Origin of the sequence: Stenotrophomonas sp. (assembly GCF_031995405.1) — a bacterium.
GTDB lineage: Bacteria > Pseudomonadota > Gammaproteobacteria > Xanthomonadales > Xanthomonadaceae > Stenotrophomonas.
Genome location: NZ_DAMAGC010000016.1, coordinates 1 through 20,704 on the forward strand (window position 1 = coordinate 1; position 20,704 = coordinate 20,704).

Below are 20,704 nucleotides of genomic sequence, written 5' to 3' on the forward strand. Positions count from 1 at the left end.
CAGCGAACGGGCCACGTTCGGGATCATGCCGAAGATGCCGATCGACCCGGTGATGGTCGAAGGATCGGCATAGATGCGGTCGGCGTTCATGCTGATCCAGTAACCGCCGGACGCTGCCAGATCGCCCATCGACACCACCACCGGCTTGCCGGCGGCCTTCAGCGCGACCACTTCGCGACGGATCTGCTCGGAGGCGAACACTTCACCGCCCGGCGAATCCACGCGCAGCACCACGGCCTTCACGTCCTTGTCGTCGCGCGCCTCGCGCAGCAGCGCCGAGGTCGACACGCCACCCACGCGACCGGCCGGCAGGTCGCCACCGGCGATTTCGCCGGCAGCCACGATCACCGCCACCTGCGGACGCGAGTCGACCGGCGAACGACGGGTATCGAGCACGGACAGGTAGCTGTCCAGGTTGACGCTGCGGAAGCCGCCATCGGCGTCTTCATCGGCCACGCCACGATCGGCCAGCAGGTCTTCGACTTCCTCACGGGTCTTCAGGCCGTCGACCAGCTTCTGCTGCAGGGCGAACTTGGCCAGGTCGCCACCGGCGGCGGCGATCCCCTCGGGCATGGTGTCGATGCCGGCGGCCAGCTGCGCGGCGTCGAGCTTGCGGGCCTTGGCGATGTCGCCCAGGTAGCGCTGCCACACGTCGGTCATCCAGAACAGATCCGCTTCCTTGGCCTGCGCCGAGGCGGCATCGAGCACGTACGGCTCGGCGGCGGACTTGTACTCGCCGACCTTGAACAGGTGCACGTCCACGCCCAGCTTGTCCTGCAGGCCGGTGCGGAAGTACTGGCGGTAACGGCCGAGGCCTTCCAGCACCACGCCACCCATCGGATCCAGGTAGACCTCGTTGGCCTGCGCGGCCAGCAGGTACTGCGACTGGCTCATGTTCTCGCTGAAGGCCACCACCTGCTTGCCCGAGGCACGCAGGTCCTGCAGGGCGGCGACCACTTCGCGCATCGAGGCGAAACCGCTGGGCTGCAGCTTGTCCAGCTGCAACACCACGCGCTCGATCTTCTTGTCGTCGCGGGCGGCTTCGATCGCGCGGATCAGGTCACGCAGCTGCACCTCGTCGGCACCGTTGTCGCCCACCGCCTTGGCCAGCGCGCGGCTGACCGGATCGGCACTGTACTGCTCGACCAGCTTGCCTTCCGGCGCGATCACCAGGGTGGTGCGGTCCTGCAGCGACTTGCCCGCGGTGGCGCTCTTGCCCATCGCGAAGACGAACAGGACCAGCACCAGCAACAGCAGGCCGAAGAAGACCAGGTTGAGGATCAGCCTGCGGGTAAAGTTCATCACATCCCACAGCCCGATGAAGAAGCTGGCGACGGGATTGCGACGCGCGGGTTGGTTCATGGGGAAAACTCCAGTTGGCTTCTTGCCGTAGTGCCAGCATAGCCGTTGCCGGGCAGCCCGGCATCGGACACAAGTAAGGGGGTCGTCAGGCGGCGCACGTCAGGCCGCCGTGGTGACGCTGTTGCCGACACGCCGGCTGCTGACGTGCAGCCGCCATGCCATCAGGATGGCCGCGGCGGTCAGGCCCAGGATCAGGCCCAGCCACATGCCCTGCGGCCCCATGCCCAGCCCCAGGCCGAGCCCGGCGCCCAGCGGCATGCCCAGGCCCCAGTACGAGAACATGGCGATGAACATCGGCACGCGGGTGTCCTTGAGACCGCGCAGCGCACCGGCCGAGAGCACCTGGATGCCGTCGGGGAACTGGAACGCGGCCGCATACAGCAGCAGGGTGGAGGCCAGCGCGGCCACGCCCATGTCGGCGGTGTAGACCCCGACGATGGCGTCGTGCCCGAACAGCAGCACCAGCGCCGACAGCGTCTGCGTACCCAGGATGATCACCAGCCCGGCGATGGCCGCGCGGCGCACACCCAGCCCGTTGCCGCTGCCGACCGCATGGCCGACGCGCACGGTGGTGGCCTCGGCCACGCCCATCGGAATCATGAAGCACAGCTGCGCGACGTTGATCGCGATCTGGTGCGAGGCCGCCTCGGTAGCGCCGAGGCGCCCGATCAGCAGCGCGGTGACGATGAACAGCCCGCCTTCCATCAGCACGGTGATGCCGATCGGCAGCCCGGTGCGCAGCAGGTCCCAGATCGCGGCCCAGCGCGGTGCCTCGAAATGCGAGAACAGCTGCAGGTGCGCAAAGCGCCTGGTCTTGAACAGGTAACCGGCAAAACACAGCGCCTGGATCCACATCATCGTGGCCGAGGCGATGCCCAGGCCTTCAGCGCCCATCTCCGGGAAGCCCAGCTTGCCGTAACACAGCACATAGCCCAACGGCGCCAGCACCAGCAGGCCGCCGAAGCCCAGGATCATGGTCGGCAGCGTCCAGTGCATGCCTTCGCTGAGATAGCGCATGCAGAAGTACAGGGTCAGCGCCGGGCCACCCCAGCGCACCGCATGCAGGAAGGCCGTCGCCCCGGGCACGATGTCCGGCGCGATGCCGAACGCCGGCAGCAGCGGCGGCACCACGGTGAGGAAGGTGAACATGATCAGGCCCAGGCCCAGCGCCAACCACAGCGCCTGGCGGAACAACGGGCCGATCTCGCGCTCGCGCCCGGCGCCATGCAGCTGCGACACCGACGCGGTGAGCGAGATCAGGGTGCCGATCGGGATCAGCATCGGCAGCCACAGCAGCGCGGTGCCGATGGTCACCGCAGCGAGCGTCTCGGTGCCGTGGTGGCCGGCGATGACGTTGTCGACGAAAGAGATCAGGCCGGTGGAAACATGGCCCAGGACCAGCGGCAGCGCGAGCAGACCGGTGGCGCGCACTTCCTGGGAGAGGCGCGGCGTGGGAGTTGCGATGGACATGGGAATCACAGACGGCAACTACGGTCGCGCGCGGAGGGCACAGGCACCGGGTTGCAGCCGGGCATCTTACGCCCGCAGGCGCTCAAAACCCACGATGGCCGGTAAACGCGTGGTTTGCGACAGCGGGCGCCACGCATTGCGGTGGCACCCGGTCGTGGATCAATGGCCGACGTTCTGCTTCAACCACGCATCGCGCGCGCCCGGGGCCAGTGCAAGGAACTGGGCGCGGACCTGTTCGCGCTCCTGCGGCGGGGTGCGCTGGGCCACCAGGGTGAGCTGGGCAAGCTGGTCGCTGCTGAGCTGGCGCAGGATCGCCAGCGCCGGCTCACGTTGCTCGGCCGGCAGGTAGCCGAACAACCCCTGCAGCTTGGGGAACAGCTGGCCCAGCTGCGGGCCGAGCAGCCACCCGTCGCGGAAGCGCTGGTCCTGCTGGGCGAAACGCTCGCGCAGGGTCTGCTGCTGGGCCGGTGGCAACGCGGCGATGCGGCGCGCGGCGTCGCGCACGCGCGCGCGCTCGGGTTCGGGCAATGCCTGCCACGCGGCATAGCGGCTGCGCAGGTCGCGCAGTTGCGCCGGGTCCAGCGCGGCCGACGTGGCCGGCATCGCCGGGGTGGTGGTCGGTACCGGGGTGGCGCCGACGGGCTGCGGCAGCGGCAGAGCCACCGATTCCGGTGCCGCCGCTGCGCTGCCCGCCAGCGACAGGCCCACGACCAGGCTCAGGATCGTCTTACTCATCGGTGCTGGTCTCCAGCCCGGCCGTCGCGGGTTCCGGGCGGCTGGGTTGCGGTTGCGATTCGTCGACAGGAACCGGCCCGCCTGCGGCAAACCAGGCATACAGGTCGGCGTCCCGCGCTACGGCCAGCTCGGGGTCGGCCAGCATCGCCGCGTCGCTGGCGGTGTGGGCCGGATCGACCGGAGCGGTCACCGGCAGATCCTCGGCCGGCAGTTCCTCCACCGTCACCGGGCCGGCGTCGCCCACGGCGCCTTCCGGCGCGCTGGCCACCGGATCGGCACCGCCGCGCGCATGCTTCCACCAGGCCGCGCCACCCAGCAGGACCCCGGCGGTGACCGCGACAATCAGCAATCCCTTCCACGGCAATCGGCGCGTCCCCCGGCGCTTCGGCGCACGCGTCGGCGTGGCATCGGCCTTGTTCGGGGTGCGCCAGGAGGCGGCGTCCTGGCTCGGTGCGGGCGCGGCAACCGGTTGCTGCAGCCGCTGCAGGCGCGACAGGGGCAGGTCGCGCAGGCGCAGCTGCACCTGTTCGGCCAGCGCGCGCCACGCAGACGCATCGGGGTGCCCTTGGGCATCGCGCGGACACGCCTCGGCCAGCGCCTGCTGGTAGTCGGCCACGGGCAGATCGAGGATCTGCGCGGCAGCCGCCTCGTCCAGGCTGCCGCCAACCCGCAGCAGCAGCGCCAGCCGCGCGGCCGGGGCCAGCGCAGGCAGGTGCGCCAGTTCCGGCGGCCACTGGCCGCCGGCGGCCGGCACCCGGATCGGGGTGCGATGGGCCAGCAGGATCCAGAAGCGGTCCGGCCACTGCGCCATCGGCACGTCGCTGGCGATGCCGGCGAAGGCACGCATCACCGCGACCAGGGCCTGCTCGGCCACGGTCGGGTCGCCGCACTGCAGCTCGGCCACCACCAGGGCGCGGCGTTCAACGCCACGCAGGAACGCCGACAGCGCGCCGGCTGCGGTAGAAGAAACGGGGGCCGTCGCAGCCGTCATAGCAACTCCATCAAGTGCGGAAATGATAGCGATTGCGTCGCCGATCGGGCATGCCGATGTAGGCCACGTGTGAAGACGCGGGGCCCGGATTGACGCAGGGACGGGCGCAGGTTGTGCACAGCATCAATGAAATCCGCCGCGCGACAGTCCGTGAAGGCGGTTGCATGCATGTTTCAGCTTTGTTTCACAGATATCTTGTTGTTTTAATTGACTATTGTTGTGTGGCTATTTTTTGACCAAGTTGAGGAAGAGGTCGGAACTCCCTGACCCAGCGCCCGGAGTTCGCCAGTGGCACACAGACTTATCCACAGAAGATGTGGATAAGCCTGAATCTCTCGACAGGACAGATATTTAGCCACTATTTAGGTTGGGCGAGTCAGCTTGCCGAGCGTGTCGCAGGTCGCTGCCGGGCATGAGATGGACCGCTACACTGCTGCGATGCCCAGCTCCGAACCGGCCCCCTCCCTGTCGCTTACCGGCGGCCCCGCCCCCCTGCTGAATGCGCCGACCCTCCAGGTTGCGGTGCCGCTGCCCCTGCCGCAGTGGTTCGATTACGCCCCACCGCCGGGCGAGCCGCCGCATGCGGGCATGATCGGGCGGCGGATACGGGTGCCGTTCGGGTCTCGCGAGCTGGTCGGGGTGGTCGCGGCGATCGGCACGGTCGCCGATGGCGGCAGCCTGCGCGCCGCACTGGAATGGATCGATGTGGAACCGCTGCTGCGCGACGAGCTGTGGAGCTCGCTGCAGTGGCTGGCCCGCTACACCCATGCGCCGCTGGGCGAGGTGGTCAGCACCGCGTTGCCGGCACCGCTGCGGCGCGGCGATGCGCTGCCCGACACCCACCGCTGGGGCTGGCAACTGACCGAAGCAGGCCACGCGCAGCGTGACCGCCTGCGCGCCGGCACCCGGCCGCAGCGATTGGGCGCGCTGCTGGCTGACGGGGTGGTCGACGAGGACGTCTTGGACGCGCGCATGGACGACTGGCGCAGCGCTGCCCGTGCCCTGGCCAAGCGCAGCCTGGTGGCGCGGATCGCGCTGGACCATCAGCCCGCGGTGGCGCAGGCCGGTGCCGGGCCGCCGCCCAATCCCGAGCAGGCCGAGGCGATCGCCGCGATCACCGCCGCCACCGGCTTCGGCGCGTACCTGCTGGACGGCGTGACCGGCAGCGGCAAGACCGAGGTGTACCTGCAGGCGATCGTGGACTGCCTGGCGCGAGGTCGCCAGGCGCTGGTGCTGGTGCCGGAGATCGGCCTCACCCCGCAGACCCTGTCGCGCTTCCGCAAACGCCTGGGCATCCCGGTGCACGTGCTGCATTCGGGCCTGAACGACAACGAGCGCGCGCGGGTGTGGGCGGCGGCGGCACGCGGCGAGGCGCAGGTGATCGTCGGCACGCGCTCGGCGGTGTTCACCCCGCTGCCCAATGCCGGCCTGATCGTGGTCGACGAAGAGCACGATGGCAGCTACAAGCAGCAGGACGGCATCCGCTACCACGCGCGCGATTTCGCGCTGGTACGGGCCAAGGCGCTGGACGTGCCGGTGGTGCTGGGCAGCGCGACGCCCTCGCTGGAGTCGCTGCACAACGCGCAGGCCGGGCGCTACACGCACCTGCGCCTGAAGCAGCGCGCCGGCGATGCGCGACCGCCGCGCGTGCGCGTGCTGGATGTGCGCAAGCGGCCGTTGCGCGATGGCCTGTCGCCGGAGGTGCTGCAGGGCATCGCCGACCACCTGCAGGCCGGCCACCAGGTGCTGGTGTTCAAGAACCGGCGCGGCTACGCACCGGTGCTGCTGTGCCACGATTGCGGCTGGACCGCGCCGTGCCAGCGTTGCGATGCGCCGATGACCGTGCACGCCGGCGGACGCCGCCTGCAGTGCCACCATTGCGGCGCGCGCCAGTCCGCGCCGCTGGCCTGCCCGGACTGCGGCAGCCTGGCGCTGCAGCCGCAGGGCATCGGCACCGAGCGGCTGGAGGAACACCTGGTGCAGGCCTTCGCCAAGTACCCGGTGATCCGCATCGACCGGGGCACGACCGCGCGACGCGATGCGCTGGAAACCCAGCTGGCCACGCTCGGCGACCGCGCCGGGATCCTGGTCGGCACGCAGATCCTGGCCAAGGGCCACGACCTGCCCAAGCTCACCCTGGTGGTGGTGGTGGGGATCGATGAGGGGCTGTTCTCGGCCGATTTCCGCGCCAGCGAAAAACTCGCCCAGCAGTTGATCCAGGTGGCCGGCCGCGCCGGCCGCGCCACCGATCCCGGCGAGGTCTGGCTGCAGACCCACCACCCCGGGCATCCCCTGCTGGAAACACTGGTCAATGGCGGCTACCACGCGTTCGCCGAGGCCGAGCTGCAGCAGCGCGAAGCGGCCGGCTTCCCGCCATTCGCGTATCTCGCGCTGCTGCGTGCCGAGGCCCAGCAGGTGGAACATGCCAACGCGATGCTGAGTGCGGTGCGCGGATTGATTCCCGAGGATGCGGCGGTGGAGCGCTACGGCCCGATGCCCGCGCCGATGCCGCGTCGGGCCGGCTACCAGCGCACGCAGCTGCTGCTGTCGGCGCCGGCGCGGCGCCCGCTGCATGGCGTGCTGGATCTGATCACGCCGCAGATCCATGGGCTGCCGCAGGCGCGCAAGGTGCGCTGGTCGCTGGATGTGGATCCGACCGATCTGTATTGAGGTTGCCGGCTCGGTACAGATCCATCACCCGTGATCCAGCGCCTCAGGTCAACGCAGTCATGACACCGCGCTGATACGCCGGACGTTGTTTGAGGCGTTCGTACCACGCGGCCAGGTGCGGCAGGTGCGGGCGCTGGATCGGCATTTCGAACCAGGCGTAGATGAACGCGCCCAGCGGGATATCCCCCATCGCGAAGTCGTCGCCGGACAGCCATGGCTGACGCGACAGCGCGTCATCGGCCATCGCCAGCAGTTCACCCGAGCGCACCAGCGCCGCGGCGATGCGTGCCTCGTCGCGGTCGGCCGGGGCGGTGCGCAGCGTGCCCCAGAACAGATCGCGGAACACCCCGGCGAAGGTGGACGTGGTCCAGTCCATCCATTTTTCCGACTGCGCGCGGGCGACCACGTCTTCCGGGTACAGCGTGCCCAGGGCGTACCGCGCCGACAGGTACCGCACGATGGTGTTGGATTCCCACAGCGGCAGGCCGTGGTCTTCGATCACCGGCACCAGCCCGTTGGGATTCATCGCGCGGTACTCCGCCGATTGGGTACCGCCGAACGCACCGCCGACCTGGATCGACTCGTACGGCGCGCCGATTTCCTCGGCGCACCACAGCACCTTGCGCACGTTGCTTGAATTGTGTCGGCCCCAGATCTTCAGCATGGTGGATGTCCCAGTCGCAAAAGGCGTGGCACCGGGCCGCGCGGTGCCGCTACGATACGCCGATCGGCGGCGCAGCCGTCACCTCAAGGATGAAATGGAATGTTCACCCAGACCCTCGAGATCGGCCTGTTGTGCGTGGGCGTGGTGCTGCTGGTGATGGGCTACCGCCGCAACCATCGCAACCTGATGCTGGTCGCGGCCCTGGTGCTGATGTCGTTCGGGACGCTGCAGGACTTCAGCCGCGGGTTCATCGACGGCTACCAGCGCTCCGACGCGCGAGCGCTGTCGATGGCGCACCGGTAACCGGCCACGCGGGGTCCATTCGGGCGCCGTGCGGGCCTCGCGTGCAGGCGCGGCGCACGCTTCCCTTCACTTCGCCGGCTTGGCCGTGCTCTTCTTCGGCAGCGCGCGCACGTAGGTGGATTTGCCGTCCTTCTTCATCTCGAACAGCCCGGTGGCGGCCAGCAGCTCGCTCAGCTTGCCGTAACCGTAGTTGCGCGAATCGAACGAGGCCTGGTTGCCGATCTGGCTGCCCACCGGTCCCAGGTGCGACCAGCCATCGTCAGCCTCGGCCGAAGCCACGGCACTGCGCAGCATCTGCACCAGGCGCGTGTCGCTGCGCAGCTCCGGGCCACTCTTGCGCGGGCGCGCCTCCTCGTTGCCGTGCTCCACCTCCACGTCGGCGGCCAGGTCCTGGCCGAGCGCTTCCAGGTAGGTGAACTTGGAGCAGGCATTGACGAACGGCTCGGGGGTTTTCTTCTCCCCGAAGCCGTAGACCTTGACCCCGTCGGTGAGCAGGCGCATCACCAGCGGGGTGAAGTCCGCATCGCTGGACACGATCGCAAACCCATCCAGGTTGCGCGCGTACAGCATATCCATCGCATCGATCACCATCGCCATGTCCGAGGCGTTCTTGCCCCGGCTGTAGGCGAACTGCTGGATCGGGCGGATCGCGTAGGCATGCAGCACCGATTCCCAGCCTTTCAGCGCCGGACTCTTCCAGTTGCCGTAGGCGCGGCGCACGTTGGCCACGCCGTAGCGCGCCACTTCAGCCAGCACCACGTCGATCTTCGACGAGGGCGCGTTGTCGGCATCGATCAGCAACGCGATGCGCTTTTCCGGTTCGGTCATGTCAGCCTCCACGGCACTCAGGACGTGGCCGCCGGCAAGCGCGACGGCCCCTGAACCCAGTATCTGTCATCCACGTGAATATTCCGCTTCACGTGCGACGATAGGACGCGTCGACCATCTCCCCATGGGCCGGACGGCCGGCCCCCGCCAAGGAGTCCTTGCATGACCCGCGATCCCCTGCCCCACCTTGTCATCATCGGTGGCGGTTTCGCCGGCCTCTGGGCCACGCGTGCGCTGGCCAGCGCGCGCATCCGCATCACCCTGGTGGACCGCCGCAACCACCATCTGTTCCAGCCACTGCTGTACCAGGTCGCCACTGCCGGGCTGTCCGCGCCGGACATCGCCGCGCCGCTGCGGCACATCCTCGGCGACCAGCGCAATGTGGAAGTGCGCCTGGGCGAAGTGACCTCGATCGACAAGCAGGCCCGGCAGATCACCCTGGCCGATGGCAGCCACCTCGGCTACGACACCCTGATGCTGTGCACCGGCGCCACCCATGCCTACTTCGGTCATGACGAGTGGGCCGCCGATGCCCCCGGCCTGAAGACCCTGGACGATGCGATCGCGCTGCGCCGCAAGCTGCTGCTCGCCTTCGAGCGCGCCGAGGCCGAGCCCGATCCGGCGCGCAAGGCGGCGTGGCTCAGCTTCGCGGTGGTCGGCGGTGGCCCGACCGGCGTCGAGCTGGCCGGCACGCTGGCCGAGATCGCCCGGCACACGCTGCGCAACGAATTCCGCCACATCGACCCGGCCAGCGCCAAGGTGCGGCTGGTGGAAGCCGGCCCGCGCGTGCTGTCGACCTTCCCCGAGGTGCTCTCGCTCAAGGCCCGTCGCCAGCTGGAAAAACTGGGCGTGGAAGTACTCACCGGTACGCCCGTCAGCGACATCAACAGCGAAGGCTTCCAGTTAGGCGACCAGTTCGTGCCCGCGCGCACCGTGGTGTGGGCCGCCGGCGTGGCCGCCTCGCCACTTGCGCGCACGTTGGACGTGCCGCTGGATCGCGCCGGCCGCGTGCCGGTGCAGCCGGACCTCACCCTGGATGGCCATCCGGAGATCTTCGTCGCGGGCGATCTGGCCGCGCTCAGCCAGGCCGACGGCAAGCCGGTGCCCGGCGTCGCCCCGGCCGCCAAGCAGATGGGCAAGCATGTGGCGGCCATCATCCGCGCACGGCTGGACAACAAGCCCGCGCCGGGACCGTTCAAGTACCAGGACTTCGGCAACCTGGCCACGATCGGGCGCATGGCCGCGATCGTGCACCTGGGCAGGTTGCAGTTGTCCGGCGTGCTGGCCTGGTGGTTCTGGCTGGCCGCGCACGTGTTCTTCCTGATCGGCTTCCGCAACCGCGTGGTGGTGCTGCTGAACTGGGCGGTGGCGTACTGGAGCTATCAGCGCAGCGCGCGGATCATCTTTGGCGATGATCGCGAGGATCGGCGGGGGAAGGCACTCCCGTCCGCGCCCGATACGGATGAGCGGTCATCGCGATGATCAGGATGTAACGCTTGCCCGGAACGCGCGAGGTTGTTCGATGCCAGCAAGGCGCTGATATGCAGTGACCTGCAGATGGTCTTCAACGCCATCACGCCGCAAACAGTGGACGGGCACGTCCGTTCGGGTTGGTCTCACCAGAAAGATCTGCGCCCAGTGCTGCTGGGCGTGATCGCGCTGTGCTTCATCCTGGTGTTGGTGCCGCCGCCGCAGTAGAGGCAGCGTACGTCGACAGCGCTGAGCTGCCTGCCGTGTACTTCGGTGACACTGGACGTGCTCATTGCTTCGCCTTGCTGTACCACAGCGCGTTGACGATGACCCAGCGTTCGCCGAAGCGGCCCATGTGGAAATAGTCCACGAACCACGGCGTTTCCAGCCGCACCGAGGCGGCGTTGCCGGTCACGTCCAGCACCTGGCAGCTGCGGTTCCACTGCTGTTTCGGCGTTTTCAGTGCACCCTGCCGGGTCAGCCCGACCAGCTCTTCCTTCGACATCCGCCGCAGGCCGAGCCGCTCGTCCGGGGTATCGCCCAGGATGGCGCGTTTGGCCAGGTCCTTATGCAGCGAACGCGCGACGCGTTGCGGGTCGGCGTCGAGCTGGCCGTCCACGTAATCGAAACAGGTCGCCTCGATGGCGGCCAGCGTGGTCGGATCCGGAACGGTTGCGGCAGGCGGGGCGGTTGCGGCGGTGGCAAGGATCAGGAACAGGGCGGACATCGGTGCTCTCCAGCAGGGTGCGAATGAAGGGCGGTGTCGCGTGCAGTACGTGGCGTGCTGAAGGGCGTCACCCCTGCGCAACGCACCCCCACCCGTCCAGCCGCCCGCTGTACGGAATGGCCTCGGTACCCAGCAGGCCTTCGAAGCCGGCGATGTTGTGGTGGGTGGGCACCATCAGCGGGTGCACCAGGATCTGCCAGGGGAACTCGTCGTTGCCTTCGTAACGGGCGAAGGACACCTTCTGTTCGTTCTTGAGCAGGTGCACGGCAAAGGCGATGGCCACGTCTTCGGTGGGGAAGATCAGGGCGAAGTCCACCTCGCGGGGAATCGACAGGTCGTCGCCGTCCTGCAGCATGTTCCACAGCACATCGCCGTTTTCGTCTTCCGGGTACAGGGTCAGGTCGCGGGACATGGCACTCCAGGGGTTCAGCGGGCCGATCACCGGCAGATGCACGATGGTATGTCGGCGGCGAACATGCGAACAAGCGACGCGCGGGGTCCGGCGTTACACCGATTCCACCGCCTGCAGCCACGCCAGCTTGCGCGCGCGCGGCTGGCGCTTGAGCTGCCACTCGGCCCTGGAGGCGGTGGCGCGGTCGGGATAGGCGCGCATCGCCAGCAGCTTCACCGGCGGATTGGCGCGGGTGTATCTGGCCCCTTTGCCGTCCACATGGGCCTGGAAACGGGCCGCCACATCGTTGCTGATGCCGGCGTAGTAGCTGCCGTTGCGGCATTCCAGCAGGTAGACGTACCAGGGGGCGGGTTCAGCGGGCATACCGGGATTATCCACCGGAGCGGGGCCGCTGGCTGCTAGAATCCGCTCCGGATGCAGGAGAGAGGTGCCACGCTGGCACCCGCCGAAGGCGCAGGCTCCCATAATCGCTCAGGCCGGTGGCTGCACAGCCACCAACCATGCGTCCGACACGCCGATCTGGAGAGAGGTCTTCAATGACCCGCCGAAGGGGCACGTGGCCTGGCCACTGAACTCTCAGGCAAAAGGACAGCGGGAGCGGCAACGGAATCCCACCCCACGACAGTGCCCTGCGCTGGCGTGCGACGTGCGTGGTCCCGTCCCCGCCTGCCGTTGTACGGAGTTCTCCCATGCTGCTCTCCCTGATCTACCTCATCGCCATTTCCGCCGAAGCCATGACCGGTGCACTGTCGGCCGGGCGGCGGCGCATGGACCTGTTCGGCGTGGTGATCATCGCCTGCGTCACCGCGCTTGGCGGCGGCTCGCTGCGCGACATCGTGCTGGGCCATTACCCGCTGGGCTGGGTGAAGCATCCGGAGTATCTGGGCTTCACCATCTGCGCGGCCTTGATCGCCACCTGGGTAGCGCGCTGGATGCACCACTTCCGCCGCACCTTTCTGGTGCTGGATGGACTGGGCCTGATCTGTTTCACCCTGATCGGCTGCGCGGTGGCGCGCGAGGCCGGGCACGCCGCACCGATCGTGCTGATCTCCGGAATGCTCACCGGCGCCTTCGGTGGCGTGCTGCGCGACGTGTTGTGCAACGAGGTGCCGCTGATCTTCCAGAAGGAACTGTATGCGGTGATCACGCTGTTCACCGGTGCGGCTTACCTGGGCCTGCTGGAACTGGGCGTATCGCTCAATGCGGCCACGCTGTGGTGCCTGGGCGGCGGCTTCCTGCTGCGCCTGCTGGCGATCCACTTCAAATGGGAAATGCCTAAGTTCGTATATCGCGACGAGGTGCATTGAACGGAACGTTCAATGCACCGGTAGCGCCCGGCCGCTGGCCGGGCGACCTTTTACCGACCATAGGTCGGTGACGGAACGTTCAACGCGCCCCATGACCAAGGGCATGTGAGCGCAGCCCGCTGCACGCGGTAACATGACGCCCCCGTCCCCTCCCGGACGGCATCCAGCCACGCTGCGGCATTCGACCAGCGGCCCCGCCAGACAACCCCACTTCGCCTCGCCAGCCCCCACGGGCCGGTAAACCATGGACGCGCCGACCGCTGGGTGGGCGCGCAGGATGCCCATGTCTGCCCCGCTGCCCTCGCCTTCCCGTCGTCTGTTCAAACCGCTGTTGATCGTGGCCGTGCTGGCCGCTGCCGTCATCGCCTGGCGCGTGCTCGCGCCAGCCCCGGCCGCCGGCGCTGCACCTGCTGCTGCGGCCACTCCGGTCCGCGTCGCCACGGCGGTGCGCGAAGATCTGGTGGTGCGGCTGAAGGCACTCGGCACGGTGACGCCGTTGCACACGGTGAGCCTGCGCAGCCGCGTGGACGGCGAACTGCTGCGGCTGTCGTTCCGCGAGGGCGAGCACGTCAAGGCCGGTGCGCTGATCGCCGAGATCGACCCGCGCGCCTACCAGGTCGCGCTGTCGCGTGCGCTGGGCACCCAGCAGCAGAACCTGGCCGAACTGGACAACGCGCAGGCCCAGCTCAAGCGCTATGAAGAACTGCAGCGCAGGCACTTCGTCTCCGCGCAGGACCTGAGCGACCAGCAGAGCAAGGTGCGCCAGCTGCAGGGCCGTCGCCAGACCGACCAGGCCGCGGTGGACGAAGCACGCCTGCAGCTGCAGTACACCCGCATCACCGCACCGGTCGCAGGCCGCATGGGCCTGCGCAACGTGGACGTAGGCAACCTGGTGCGCAGCAGCGATACCGAACCGCTGGCCACCATCACCCAGACCACGCCGATCAGCGTGCTGTTCACCGTGCCCGAGCCGGACCTGCCGGCCGTGGTGGCCGCGGTGCGCGCGGCGCCGGAACTGCGCGTGGAAGCGTGGGATCGCGAAGAGCGCCAGTCGTTGGGCGACGGCGTGCTCTCCAGCCTGGACAACCGCATCGATACCGCCACCGGCACGCTGAAGCTGCGCGCGCAGTTCGCCAACGCCGAGGAGGCGCTGTTCCCCAACCAGTTCGTCAACATCCGCCTGCAGGTCAGCAGCAGCGATGCGGTGGTGATCCCCAATGCCGCCGTGCAGTTCGGCAGCAAGGGCAGCTATGTGTACGTAATTGCCCCGGACAACACCTCGCACCTGCGCAACGTGGTGCTGGGCCCGGCCGATGGCGAGCGCGTGTCGGTACGCGACGGCCTCAAGGCCGGCGAACGGGTGGTGGTGGAAGGCATCGACGGCCTGCGCGAAGGCGCCAAGGTGGAGGTGGTCAGCCAGGATCCGCCGCGGACCGGCGCATGAACCTGTCGCGTGTCTTCATCGAGCGCCCGGTAGCCACCACGCTGCTGATGGTGGCACTGCTGCTGTCCGGCGTGATGGCCTACCGGCTGCTGCCGGTGGCGGCGCTGCCACAGGTGGACTACCCGATCATCCAGGTCACCACGCTGTACCCCGGCGCCAGCCCGGGGGTAACCACCAGTGCGGTGACCGCGCCGCTGGAGCGCCAGCTGGGCCAGATTCCCGGGCTGAAGCAGATGTCCTCCACCAGCTCGGGGGGCGCCTCGGTGATCACCCTGCAGTTCTCGCTGGAGGTCGTGCTCGGCGTGGCCGAGCAGGAAGTGCAGGCGGCGATCAACGCCGCCGACAGTTTCCTGCCCGACGACCTGCCGGTGCCGCCGGTGTACCGCAAAGTCAACCCGGCCGACACCCCGATACTGACCCTGGCGGTGACCTCGCAGGGGCTGTCGCTGCCGCAGGTGCACGACCTGGTGGATACGCGCATGGCCCAGCGCCTGTCGCAGCTGCCCGGTGTGGGTCTGGTCAGCCTGGCCGGCGGGCAGCGCCCGGCAGTACGCATCCAGGTGAACCCGTCGGCGCTGGCCGCCAACGGGCTGAGCATGGCCGCCATCCGCACCGCGATCGGGGCGGCCAACGTCAACCTGCCCAAGGGCAGCTTCGACGGCCCCACCCGCGCGATCATGCTCGATGCCAACGACCAGATGCGCTCGGTGAGCGAGTACCAGGCGTTGATTCTTGCCTACAAGGACGGCGCGCCGCTGCGGCTGGGCGACGTGGCCACGATTGAAGACGGCGCGGAAAACCGCCAGCTGGCCGCGTGGTCGGGCACCACGCCTGCGGTCCTGATCAACATCCAGCGCCAGCCGGGGGCCAACGTGATCGCCGTGGTGGACCAGGTGCGTGCGCTGCTGCCGCAGTTGCAGGCCTCGCTGCCCAAGGGCGTGGACGTGGCGGTGCTGAGCGACCGCACCGAGTCGATCCGCGCCTCCATCCGCGGCGTGCAGCATGAGCTGTTGATCGCCATCGCGCTGGTGGTGATGGTCACCTTCGTGTTCCTGCGCAACCTGCCGGCCACGATCATTCCCAGCATCGCGGTGCCGCTGTCGCTGGTGGGCACCTTCGGGGTGATGCTGCTGGCCGGGTTCTCACTCAACAACCTCACGCTGATGGCGCTGACCATCGCCACCGGCTTCGTGGTGGACGATGCGATCGTGATGCTGGAGAACATCGCCCGCCATATCGAGCGCGGGGCCACGCCCATGCAGGCCGCACTGAAAGGCGCCCGGCAGATCGGCTTCACTTTGATCTCGCTGACCCTGTCGCTGATCGCGGTGCTGATCCCGCTGCTGTTCATGGCCGACGTGGTGGGCAAGCTGTTCCACGAGTTTGCGATCACCCTGGCGGTGGCGATCGGCATCTCCCTGCTGGTCTCGCTGACGCTGACGCCGATGATGTGCGCGCGACTGCTCAAGACCGGGCATGCCACCCGCCGCGATGCCGACGGCCAGGAATCGGCGCAGCAGGGCGATCCGTTCGATCGCGTGGTGGCGATCTACGACCGCCAGCTGCAGTGGGTGCTGCAGCGCCAGCCGCTGATGCTGGGTGCCACCGTGGCCACGCTGCTGCTCACCGCGGCGCTGTACGTGTGGGTGCCCAAGGGGTTCTTCCCGGTCCAGGACGCCGGCTTGATCCAGGGCATCAGCGAAGCGCCGCAGTCGATCTCGTTCCAGGCCATGGCGCAGCGCCAGCAGGCGCTGGCCGATGCGTTGCTGGGCGATGAGGACGTGGCCAGCCTGTCCTCGTTCATCGGCGTGGACGGCAACAACGCCACGCTCAACAGCGGCCGGTTGCTGATCGAATTGAAACCGCATGCGCAGCGCAGCAGCGACGCGCAGGCGATCATCGCACGGCTGCAGCAGCGCGTGGCGCGCGTGCCGGGCATCCAGCTGTACCTGCAGCCCGTGCAGGAACTGGGCATCGAGGACCGCATCAGCCGCACCCAGTACCAGTTCACCCTGACCAGCCCCGACAGCGACCAGCTTGCGCAGTGGACGCCCCGGCTGCTGGCCCACCTGCAGCAGTCCGCGGCCCTGGCCGACGTGGCCAGCGACCTGCAGGACCAGGGCCTGCAGGCGCACGTGCTGATCGACCGGGTCGCCGCCGCACGCCTGGGCATCCACGTGGATGCGGTGGCCGATGCGCTGTACGACGCGTTCGGCCAGCGCCAGATCTCCACCATCTTCACCCAGGCCAACCAGTACCGCGTGGTGCTGGAAGCGCGCCCGGACGTGGCCTTCGGGCCGGAGGCCATCGCACGCCTGCACGTGGCCGGGCCGGATGGCAAGCAGGTGCCGTTGAATGGCATCGCGCGCATCGAGCAGCGCCCGGCCCACCTGTTGATCAACCACGTGGGCCAGTTCCCGGCGGTGACGTTCTCGTTCAACCTGGCACGTGGTGCGTCGCTGGGCGAAGCGGTGCAAGCCATTGAAGGCGCGCGTGCAGCGGTCGGCCTGCCCGCCGGCGTGGAGCTGCGCCTGCAGGGTGCGGCCGATGCGTTCCGCGCCTCGTTGTCCAGCACGCTGTGGCTGGTGCTGGCCGCGGTGGTGGTGATGTACCTGGTGCTGGGCGTGCTGTATGAGAGCTTCATCCACCCCATCACCATCCTCTCCACCCTGCCCTCGGCCACGGTCGGTGCGTTGCTGGCGCTGCTGCTGAGCGGGCGCAGCCTGGACCTGATCGCGGTGATCGGCATCGTGCTGCTGATCGGGCTGGTGAAGAAGAACGCGATCATGATGATCGACTTCGCGCTGGAGGCCGAGCGCGAGTTTGACCTCGCCCCACGCCAGGCGATCCACCAGGCTGCGCTGCTGCGCTTCCGTCCGATCCTGATGACCACGTTGGCCGCGCTGTTCGGCGCGATCCCGCTGATGTTCGCCAGCGGCTCGGGGGCGGAGCTGCGGCAGCCGCTGGGCGTGGTGATGGTGGGCGGGCTGATCGTCAGCCAGGTGCTCACCCTGTTCACCACGCCGGTGATCTACCTGTTCTTCGACCGTTTCCGCCGGCGCCCCGCCGAGGGTGCAGACGATGCGGCCGAGGCCCAGGCGTGAGCCCGCTCGCGCGCGCGATCGGCTGGTTCGTGCAGCACCCGGTGGCGACCCTGCTGCTGTCGGTGGCGGTGGTGCTGGCCGGCCTGCTGGGCCTGCGGCTGCTGCCGGTGGCACCGCTGCCGCAGGTGGACTACCCGGCCATCAACGTCAGTGCCAGCCTGCCCGGGGCCAGCCCCGAATCGATGGCGGCCAACGTGGCCACGCCGCTGGAACGCGCGCTGGGCACGATACCGGGGTTGAGCCGGATCGACTCCGCCAGCACCCAGGGCTCGACCCAGATCGAGCTTCAGTTCGAACTGGGCCGCGACGTGGACAGCGCCGCGCGCGACGTGCAGGCCGCGATCAACGCCGCCCGCGGGCAGCTGCCCAGCGGCATGCCGGGCATGCCCCGGTACAACAAGGTCAATCCCTCACAGGCGCCGATCCTGGCACTGGCGCTGAGTTCGGACAGCCTCTCGCCCGGCCAGATATTCGATGTCGCCTCCACGGTGATCGCCCAGAAGCTGGCGCAGATTCCGGGCGTGGGCGAAGTGCAGGTAGGCGGCAGCTCGCTGCCGGCGGTGCGCGTGTCGCTGGACCCCAATGCGCTCAACCAGCAGCGCATCGCACTCGATGACGTCGCGGCGGCCATCCGCACCGCCAACGCGCTCAAGCCGCTGGGCAACGTGGCCAGCCAGGGCCGGCAATGGCAGCTGGACGCCAGCCTGCAGCTGCGCACGGCCGCCGAGTACCGCGACCTGATCATCGCCATGCGCGAGGACCGCCCGGTGCACCTGCGCGACGTGGCCCAGGTCAGCGAAGGCGTGGAGGACCGCTATGCCAGCGGCTTCCACAACCAGCGCCCGGCGGTGCTGCTGATCGTCAGCCGCCAGCCGGATGCCAACATCATCGAGACCGTCGACGCCATCCACGCGCAGATGGACACGCTGCAGGCGCTGCTGCCGGCCAGCATCGACATGCAGGTGGTGATGGACCGCTCGCCAGTGATCCGCGCCACCCTGCACGAGGCCGAACTGACCCTGCTGCTGGCCATTGCCCTGGTGGTGCTGGTGGTGCTGGCCTTCCTGGGCCACTGGCGCGCGGCGCTGGTGCCCACCCTGGCCATTCCGGTGTCGCTGCTGGGCGCATTGGCGGTGATCGCGCTGCTCGGCTTCTCGCTCAACACGCTGTCGCTGATGGCGCTGATCGTGGCCGCGGTGCTGGTGGTGGACGATGCCATCGTGGTGCTGGAGAACATCGCCCGCCATCGCGAAGAGGGCGCCTCGCCGATGGACGCCGCCCTGCGCGGTGCCGGTGAGGTGGGCGCCACGCTGTTGTCGATGAACATCGCACTGGCGGTGGTGTTCGTCTCGATCCTGTTCCTGGACGACTTCGTGGAGAAGCTGTTCCGCGAGTTCTCGCTGACCCTGGTGGCGGCGATGGGCGTGTCGCTGCTGGTCTCGCTGAGCCTGACCCCGATGCTATGCGCGCGCCTGCTTGGGCGTGAGCGTCCCGGCACGCGCAACGTGCTGCAGCGGGGCGGCACGGCGTTGTTCGAGCGACTGCGGGACGGCTACGTGGCCAGTCTGCAGAAGATGCTGCGCTGGCTGGCCGTTCCGCTGCTGCTGTTCGGCGCGGTGATCGGGCTGAACGTGTGGCTCTTCCAACAGGTGCCCAAGGGCATCGTGCCCAAGCAGGACACCGCGCAACTGCGTGGTTTCGCGCGCGGCGACGACGGGCTGTCGTTCCAGGTGATGCAGCCCAAGATCGATGCCTACCGCACGCTGCTGCTGGCCGACCCGGCCATCAGCGACATCATCGGGTATATCGGCGGGCGCAGCGGGGTCAACAACGCCTTCGTCATGATCAAGATGAAGCCGCTGGCCGAGCGCAAGGTTTCCAGCCAGCAGGTGATCGACCGCCTGCGCGCCAACATGCCGAAGATTCCCGGCGGCGGCATGTTCCTGTGGGTGGACCAGGACATCAAGCTGGAGGGCAGCGGCGACAGCGGCCAGTACGAGTTCCAGCTGCTGTCCGGCGAGCTGGAACCCCTGAGGCAATGGGCGCCCAAGGTGGCCGACGCGCTGCGTGCCCTGCCCGAACTGGTGGACGTGGAATCCAAGGGCGACGAGGGCATGCGCCAGGTGGTGCTGGACATCGACCGCGACGCCGCCGCCCGACTGGGCGTGGACATGCGCATGATCGCCTCGGTGCTCAACAACGCCTTCAGCCAGCGCCAGGTGGCCACGCTGTACGACACGCTCAACCAGTACCGCGTGGTGATGGAACTGGACCCCCGCTACACCCAGGACCCATCCACGCTGGACCAGATCCACGTGATCGGCAAGGACGGCCAGCGCCTGCCGCTGTCGTCGATCGCCAGTTGGTCCTACGGCATGGCGCCGGACCGCATTTACCACAGCCAGCAGTTCGCCTCGGTCTGGATCGAGTTCGCCCTCGCACCTGGCGTGACCCTGGACCAGGCGGTGAAAGCCGTGGACCGCGCGATGGCCCGGATCATGCTGCCCACCCATGTGCAGGCCCGACTGAGTGGCGAGGCCGGTGGCTTCGAGACACTGCGCGAGCGGCAACTGTGGCTGATCGTCGGCGCGATGCTGGCGGTGTACCTGGTGCTGGGCGTGCTGTACGAGAGCTTCGTGCAGCCGCTGGCGATCCTGTCCACCCTGCCCTCCGCCGGCGTGGGCGCACTGCTGGCGCTGATGGCGTTCGGCAACGAATTGAACCTGATCTCGCTGCTGGGGCTGTTCCTGCTGGTAGGCGTGGTGATGAAGAACACCATCCTGATGATCGATTTCGCGCTGTCGGCCGAACGCGAGCGCGGGGTGTCGTCGTATGAGGCCATCTGCGAGGCGGCGCGGCTGCGTTTCCGGCCGATCCTGATGACCAGCGTGGCAGCGTTGCTGGGCACGTTGCCGTTGATGCTGGCTACTGGCGAAGGCTGGGAAATGCGCCAGCCGCTGGGGATCGCGATCGTGGGCGGGCTGCTGGTGAGCCAGTGGCTGACGTTGTATACGACGCCGGCGATCTATCTGGCGTTGGCGCGGTTGCGGCGGGGATAGCAAAGGCCTGACCGTATCCAGTTCCAGACGCGAGGCCATGGCCGCTTCCGTATGGGTATACGGAAAGTGCCACTACTCCTCGGCCATGGCGAGGCATCCTCCGCAGGCCACTTCGCCCCATCAGACGCTAATGAGCGCATCCAACCAAGCGCCCTGCT

General features: G+C 68.5%; 17 protein-coding genes and 2 riboswitches. Of the genes, 8 read left to right on the forward strand and 9 right to left on the reverse strand.

The features are described from left to right. The 4 genes from sppA to RTO53_RS04500 all read right to left on the reverse strand — a co-directional run. On the reverse strand, nucleotides 1-1,362 hold a 1,362-nt coding region (gene sppA / locus RTO53_RS04485), incomplete at its 3' end, for a signal peptide peptidase SppA (protein ID WP_312236676.1). Nucleotides 1,363-1,461: 99 nt separating this feature from the next. Then, nucleotides 1,462-2,832: an MATE family efflux transporter gene (locus tag RTO53_RS04490; RefSeq protein ID WP_312236677.1), complete on the reverse strand. Its 1,371-nt coding sequence runs from the start codon at nucleotides 2,830-2,832 to the stop codon at nucleotides 1,462-1,464. Between the two features lie 159 nt (nucleotides 2,833-2,991). Continuing rightward, entirely contained in the window at nucleotides 2,992-3,567 is a 576-nt protein-coding gene (locus RTO53_RS04495; protein ID WP_312236678.1) for a DUF3106 domain-containing protein, read from the reverse strand. After that, the gene (locus tag RTO53_RS04500; protein WP_312236679.1) at nucleotides 3,560-4,558 is read right to left on the reverse strand and encodes a hypothetical protein; all 999 of its coding nucleotides are present in this window, start codon (nucleotides 4,556-4,558) and stop codon (nucleotides 3,560-3,562) included. The genes RTO53_RS04495 and RTO53_RS04500 overlap by 8 nt, the downstream gene beginning before the upstream one ends. A 438-nt stretch (nucleotides 4,559-4,996) precedes the next feature. On the opposite strand from RTO53_RS04500, the gene RTO53_RS04505 reads away from it, so the two are divergent. Continuing rightward, a complete protein-coding gene (locus RTO53_RS04505; RefSeq protein WP_312236713.1) occupies nucleotides 4,997-7,228 on the forward strand; it encodes a primosomal protein N' in 2,232 nt (743 codons plus the stop codon). A 43-nt stretch (nucleotides 7,229-7,271) separates the two neighbouring features. Here the strand turns inward: RTO53_RS04505 and RTO53_RS04510 are convergent, their stop codons facing one another. Then, nucleotides 7,272-7,892, reverse strand: a complete 621-nt coding sequence (locus RTO53_RS04510; protein ID WP_312236680.1) for a glutathione S-transferase — start codon at nucleotides 7,890-7,892, stop codon at nucleotides 7,272-7,274. A gap of 99 nt (nucleotides 7,893-7,991) precedes the next feature. Here RTO53_RS04510 and RTO53_RS04515 point away from each other — a divergent pair, with 99 nt between their 5' ends. Then, on the forward strand, nucleotides 7,992-8,195 hold the full coding sequence (locus RTO53_RS04515; protein WP_312236681.1) for a hypothetical protein: 204 nt from the start codon (nucleotides 7,992-7,994) through the stop codon (nucleotides 8,193-8,195). Nucleotides 8,196-8,261: 66 nt separating this feature from the next. Here RTO53_RS04515 and RTO53_RS04520 read toward each other — a convergent pair whose 3' ends face one another. Beyond that, a complete protein-coding gene (locus RTO53_RS04520) occupies nucleotides 8,262-9,023 on the reverse strand; it encodes an NYN domain-containing protein (protein ID WP_312236682.1) in 762 nt (253 codons plus the stop codon). A 162-nt stretch (nucleotides 9,024-9,185) separates the two neighbouring features. On the opposite strand from RTO53_RS04520, the gene RTO53_RS04525 reads away from it, so the two are divergent. Both RTO53_RS04525 and RTO53_RS04530 read left to right on the forward strand, forming a co-directional pair. After that, nucleotides 9,186-10,505: an NAD(P)/FAD-dependent oxidoreductase gene (locus RTO53_RS04525; RefSeq protein WP_312236683.1), complete on the forward strand. Its 1,320-nt coding sequence runs from the start codon at nucleotides 9,186-9,188 to the stop codon at nucleotides 10,503-10,505. A 33-nt stretch (nucleotides 10,506-10,538) separates the two neighbouring features. Further along, nucleotides 10,539-10,721 carry a hypothetical protein gene (locus tag RTO53_RS04530; protein WP_312236684.1) on the forward strand — a complete coding sequence of 61 codons (183 nt, stop codon included), beginning with the start codon at nucleotides 10,539-10,541 and terminating at the stop codon, nucleotides 10,719-10,721. Nucleotides 10,722-10,782: 61 nt separating this feature from the next. Here the strand turns inward: RTO53_RS04530 and RTO53_RS04535 are convergent, their stop codons facing one another. The 3 genes from RTO53_RS04535 to RTO53_RS04545 form a co-directional block, all read right to left on the reverse strand. After that, nucleotides 10,783-11,220: a nuclear transport factor 2 family protein gene (locus tag RTO53_RS04535; RefSeq protein WP_312236685.1), complete on the reverse strand. Its 438-nt coding sequence runs from the start codon at nucleotides 11,218-11,220 to the stop codon at nucleotides 10,783-10,785. A gap of 67 nt (nucleotides 11,221-11,287) precedes the next feature. Continuing rightward, a complete protein-coding gene (locus RTO53_RS04540; protein WP_312236686.1) occupies nucleotides 11,288-11,632 on the reverse strand; it encodes a ribonuclease E inhibitor RraB in 345 nt (114 codons plus the stop codon). A 93-nt stretch (nucleotides 11,633-11,725) separates the two neighbouring features. Further along, nucleotides 11,726-11,995, reverse strand: coding sequence for a GIY-YIG nuclease family protein (locus RTO53_RS04545; protein WP_312236687.1), 270 nt, complete (start codon nucleotides 11,993-11,995; stop codon nucleotides 11,726-11,728). A gap of 44 nt (nucleotides 11,996-12,039) precedes the next feature. Continuing rightward, a riboswitch (glycine riboswitch) is annotated at nucleotides 12,040-12,133 on the forward strand. 8 nt (nucleotides 12,134-12,141) lie between these two features. Continuing rightward, nucleotides 12,142-12,232, forward strand: a riboswitch (glycine riboswitch). Between the two features lie 89 nt (nucleotides 12,233-12,321). Between RTO53_RS04545 and RTO53_RS04550 the strand changes: the two genes are divergently transcribed. The 4 genes from RTO53_RS04550 (at nucleotide 12,322) to RTO53_RS04565 (ending at nucleotide 20,546) form a co-directional block, all read left to right on the forward strand. Then, on the forward strand, nucleotides 12,322-12,939 hold the full coding sequence (locus RTO53_RS04550) for a trimeric intracellular cation channel family protein (protein ID WP_312236688.1): 618 nt from the start codon (nucleotides 12,322-12,324) through the stop codon (nucleotides 12,937-12,939). 283 nt (nucleotides 12,940-13,222) lie between these two features. Next, nucleotides 13,223-14,383, forward strand: coding sequence for an MdtA/MuxA family multidrug efflux RND transporter periplasmic adaptor subunit (locus RTO53_RS04555; RefSeq protein WP_312236689.1), 1,161 nt, complete (start codon nucleotides 13,223-13,225; stop codon nucleotides 14,381-14,383). Continuing rightward, nucleotides 14,380-17,487 carry an MdtB/MuxB family multidrug efflux RND transporter permease subunit gene (locus RTO53_RS04560; RefSeq protein WP_312236690.1) on the forward strand — a complete coding sequence of 1,036 codons (3,108 nt, stop codon included), beginning with the start codon at nucleotides 14,380-14,382 and terminating at the stop codon, nucleotides 17,485-17,487. The genes RTO53_RS04555 and RTO53_RS04560 overlap by 4 nt, the downstream gene beginning before the upstream one ends. After that, nucleotides 17,484-20,546: an efflux RND transporter permease subunit gene (locus RTO53_RS04565; RefSeq protein WP_312236691.1), complete on the forward strand. Its 3,063-nt coding sequence runs from the start codon at nucleotides 17,484-17,486 to the stop codon at nucleotides 20,544-20,546. Before RTO53_RS04560 ends, RTO53_RS04565 begins: the two co-directional genes overlap by 4 nt. Nucleotides 20,547-20,704: the final 158 nt, after the last annotated feature.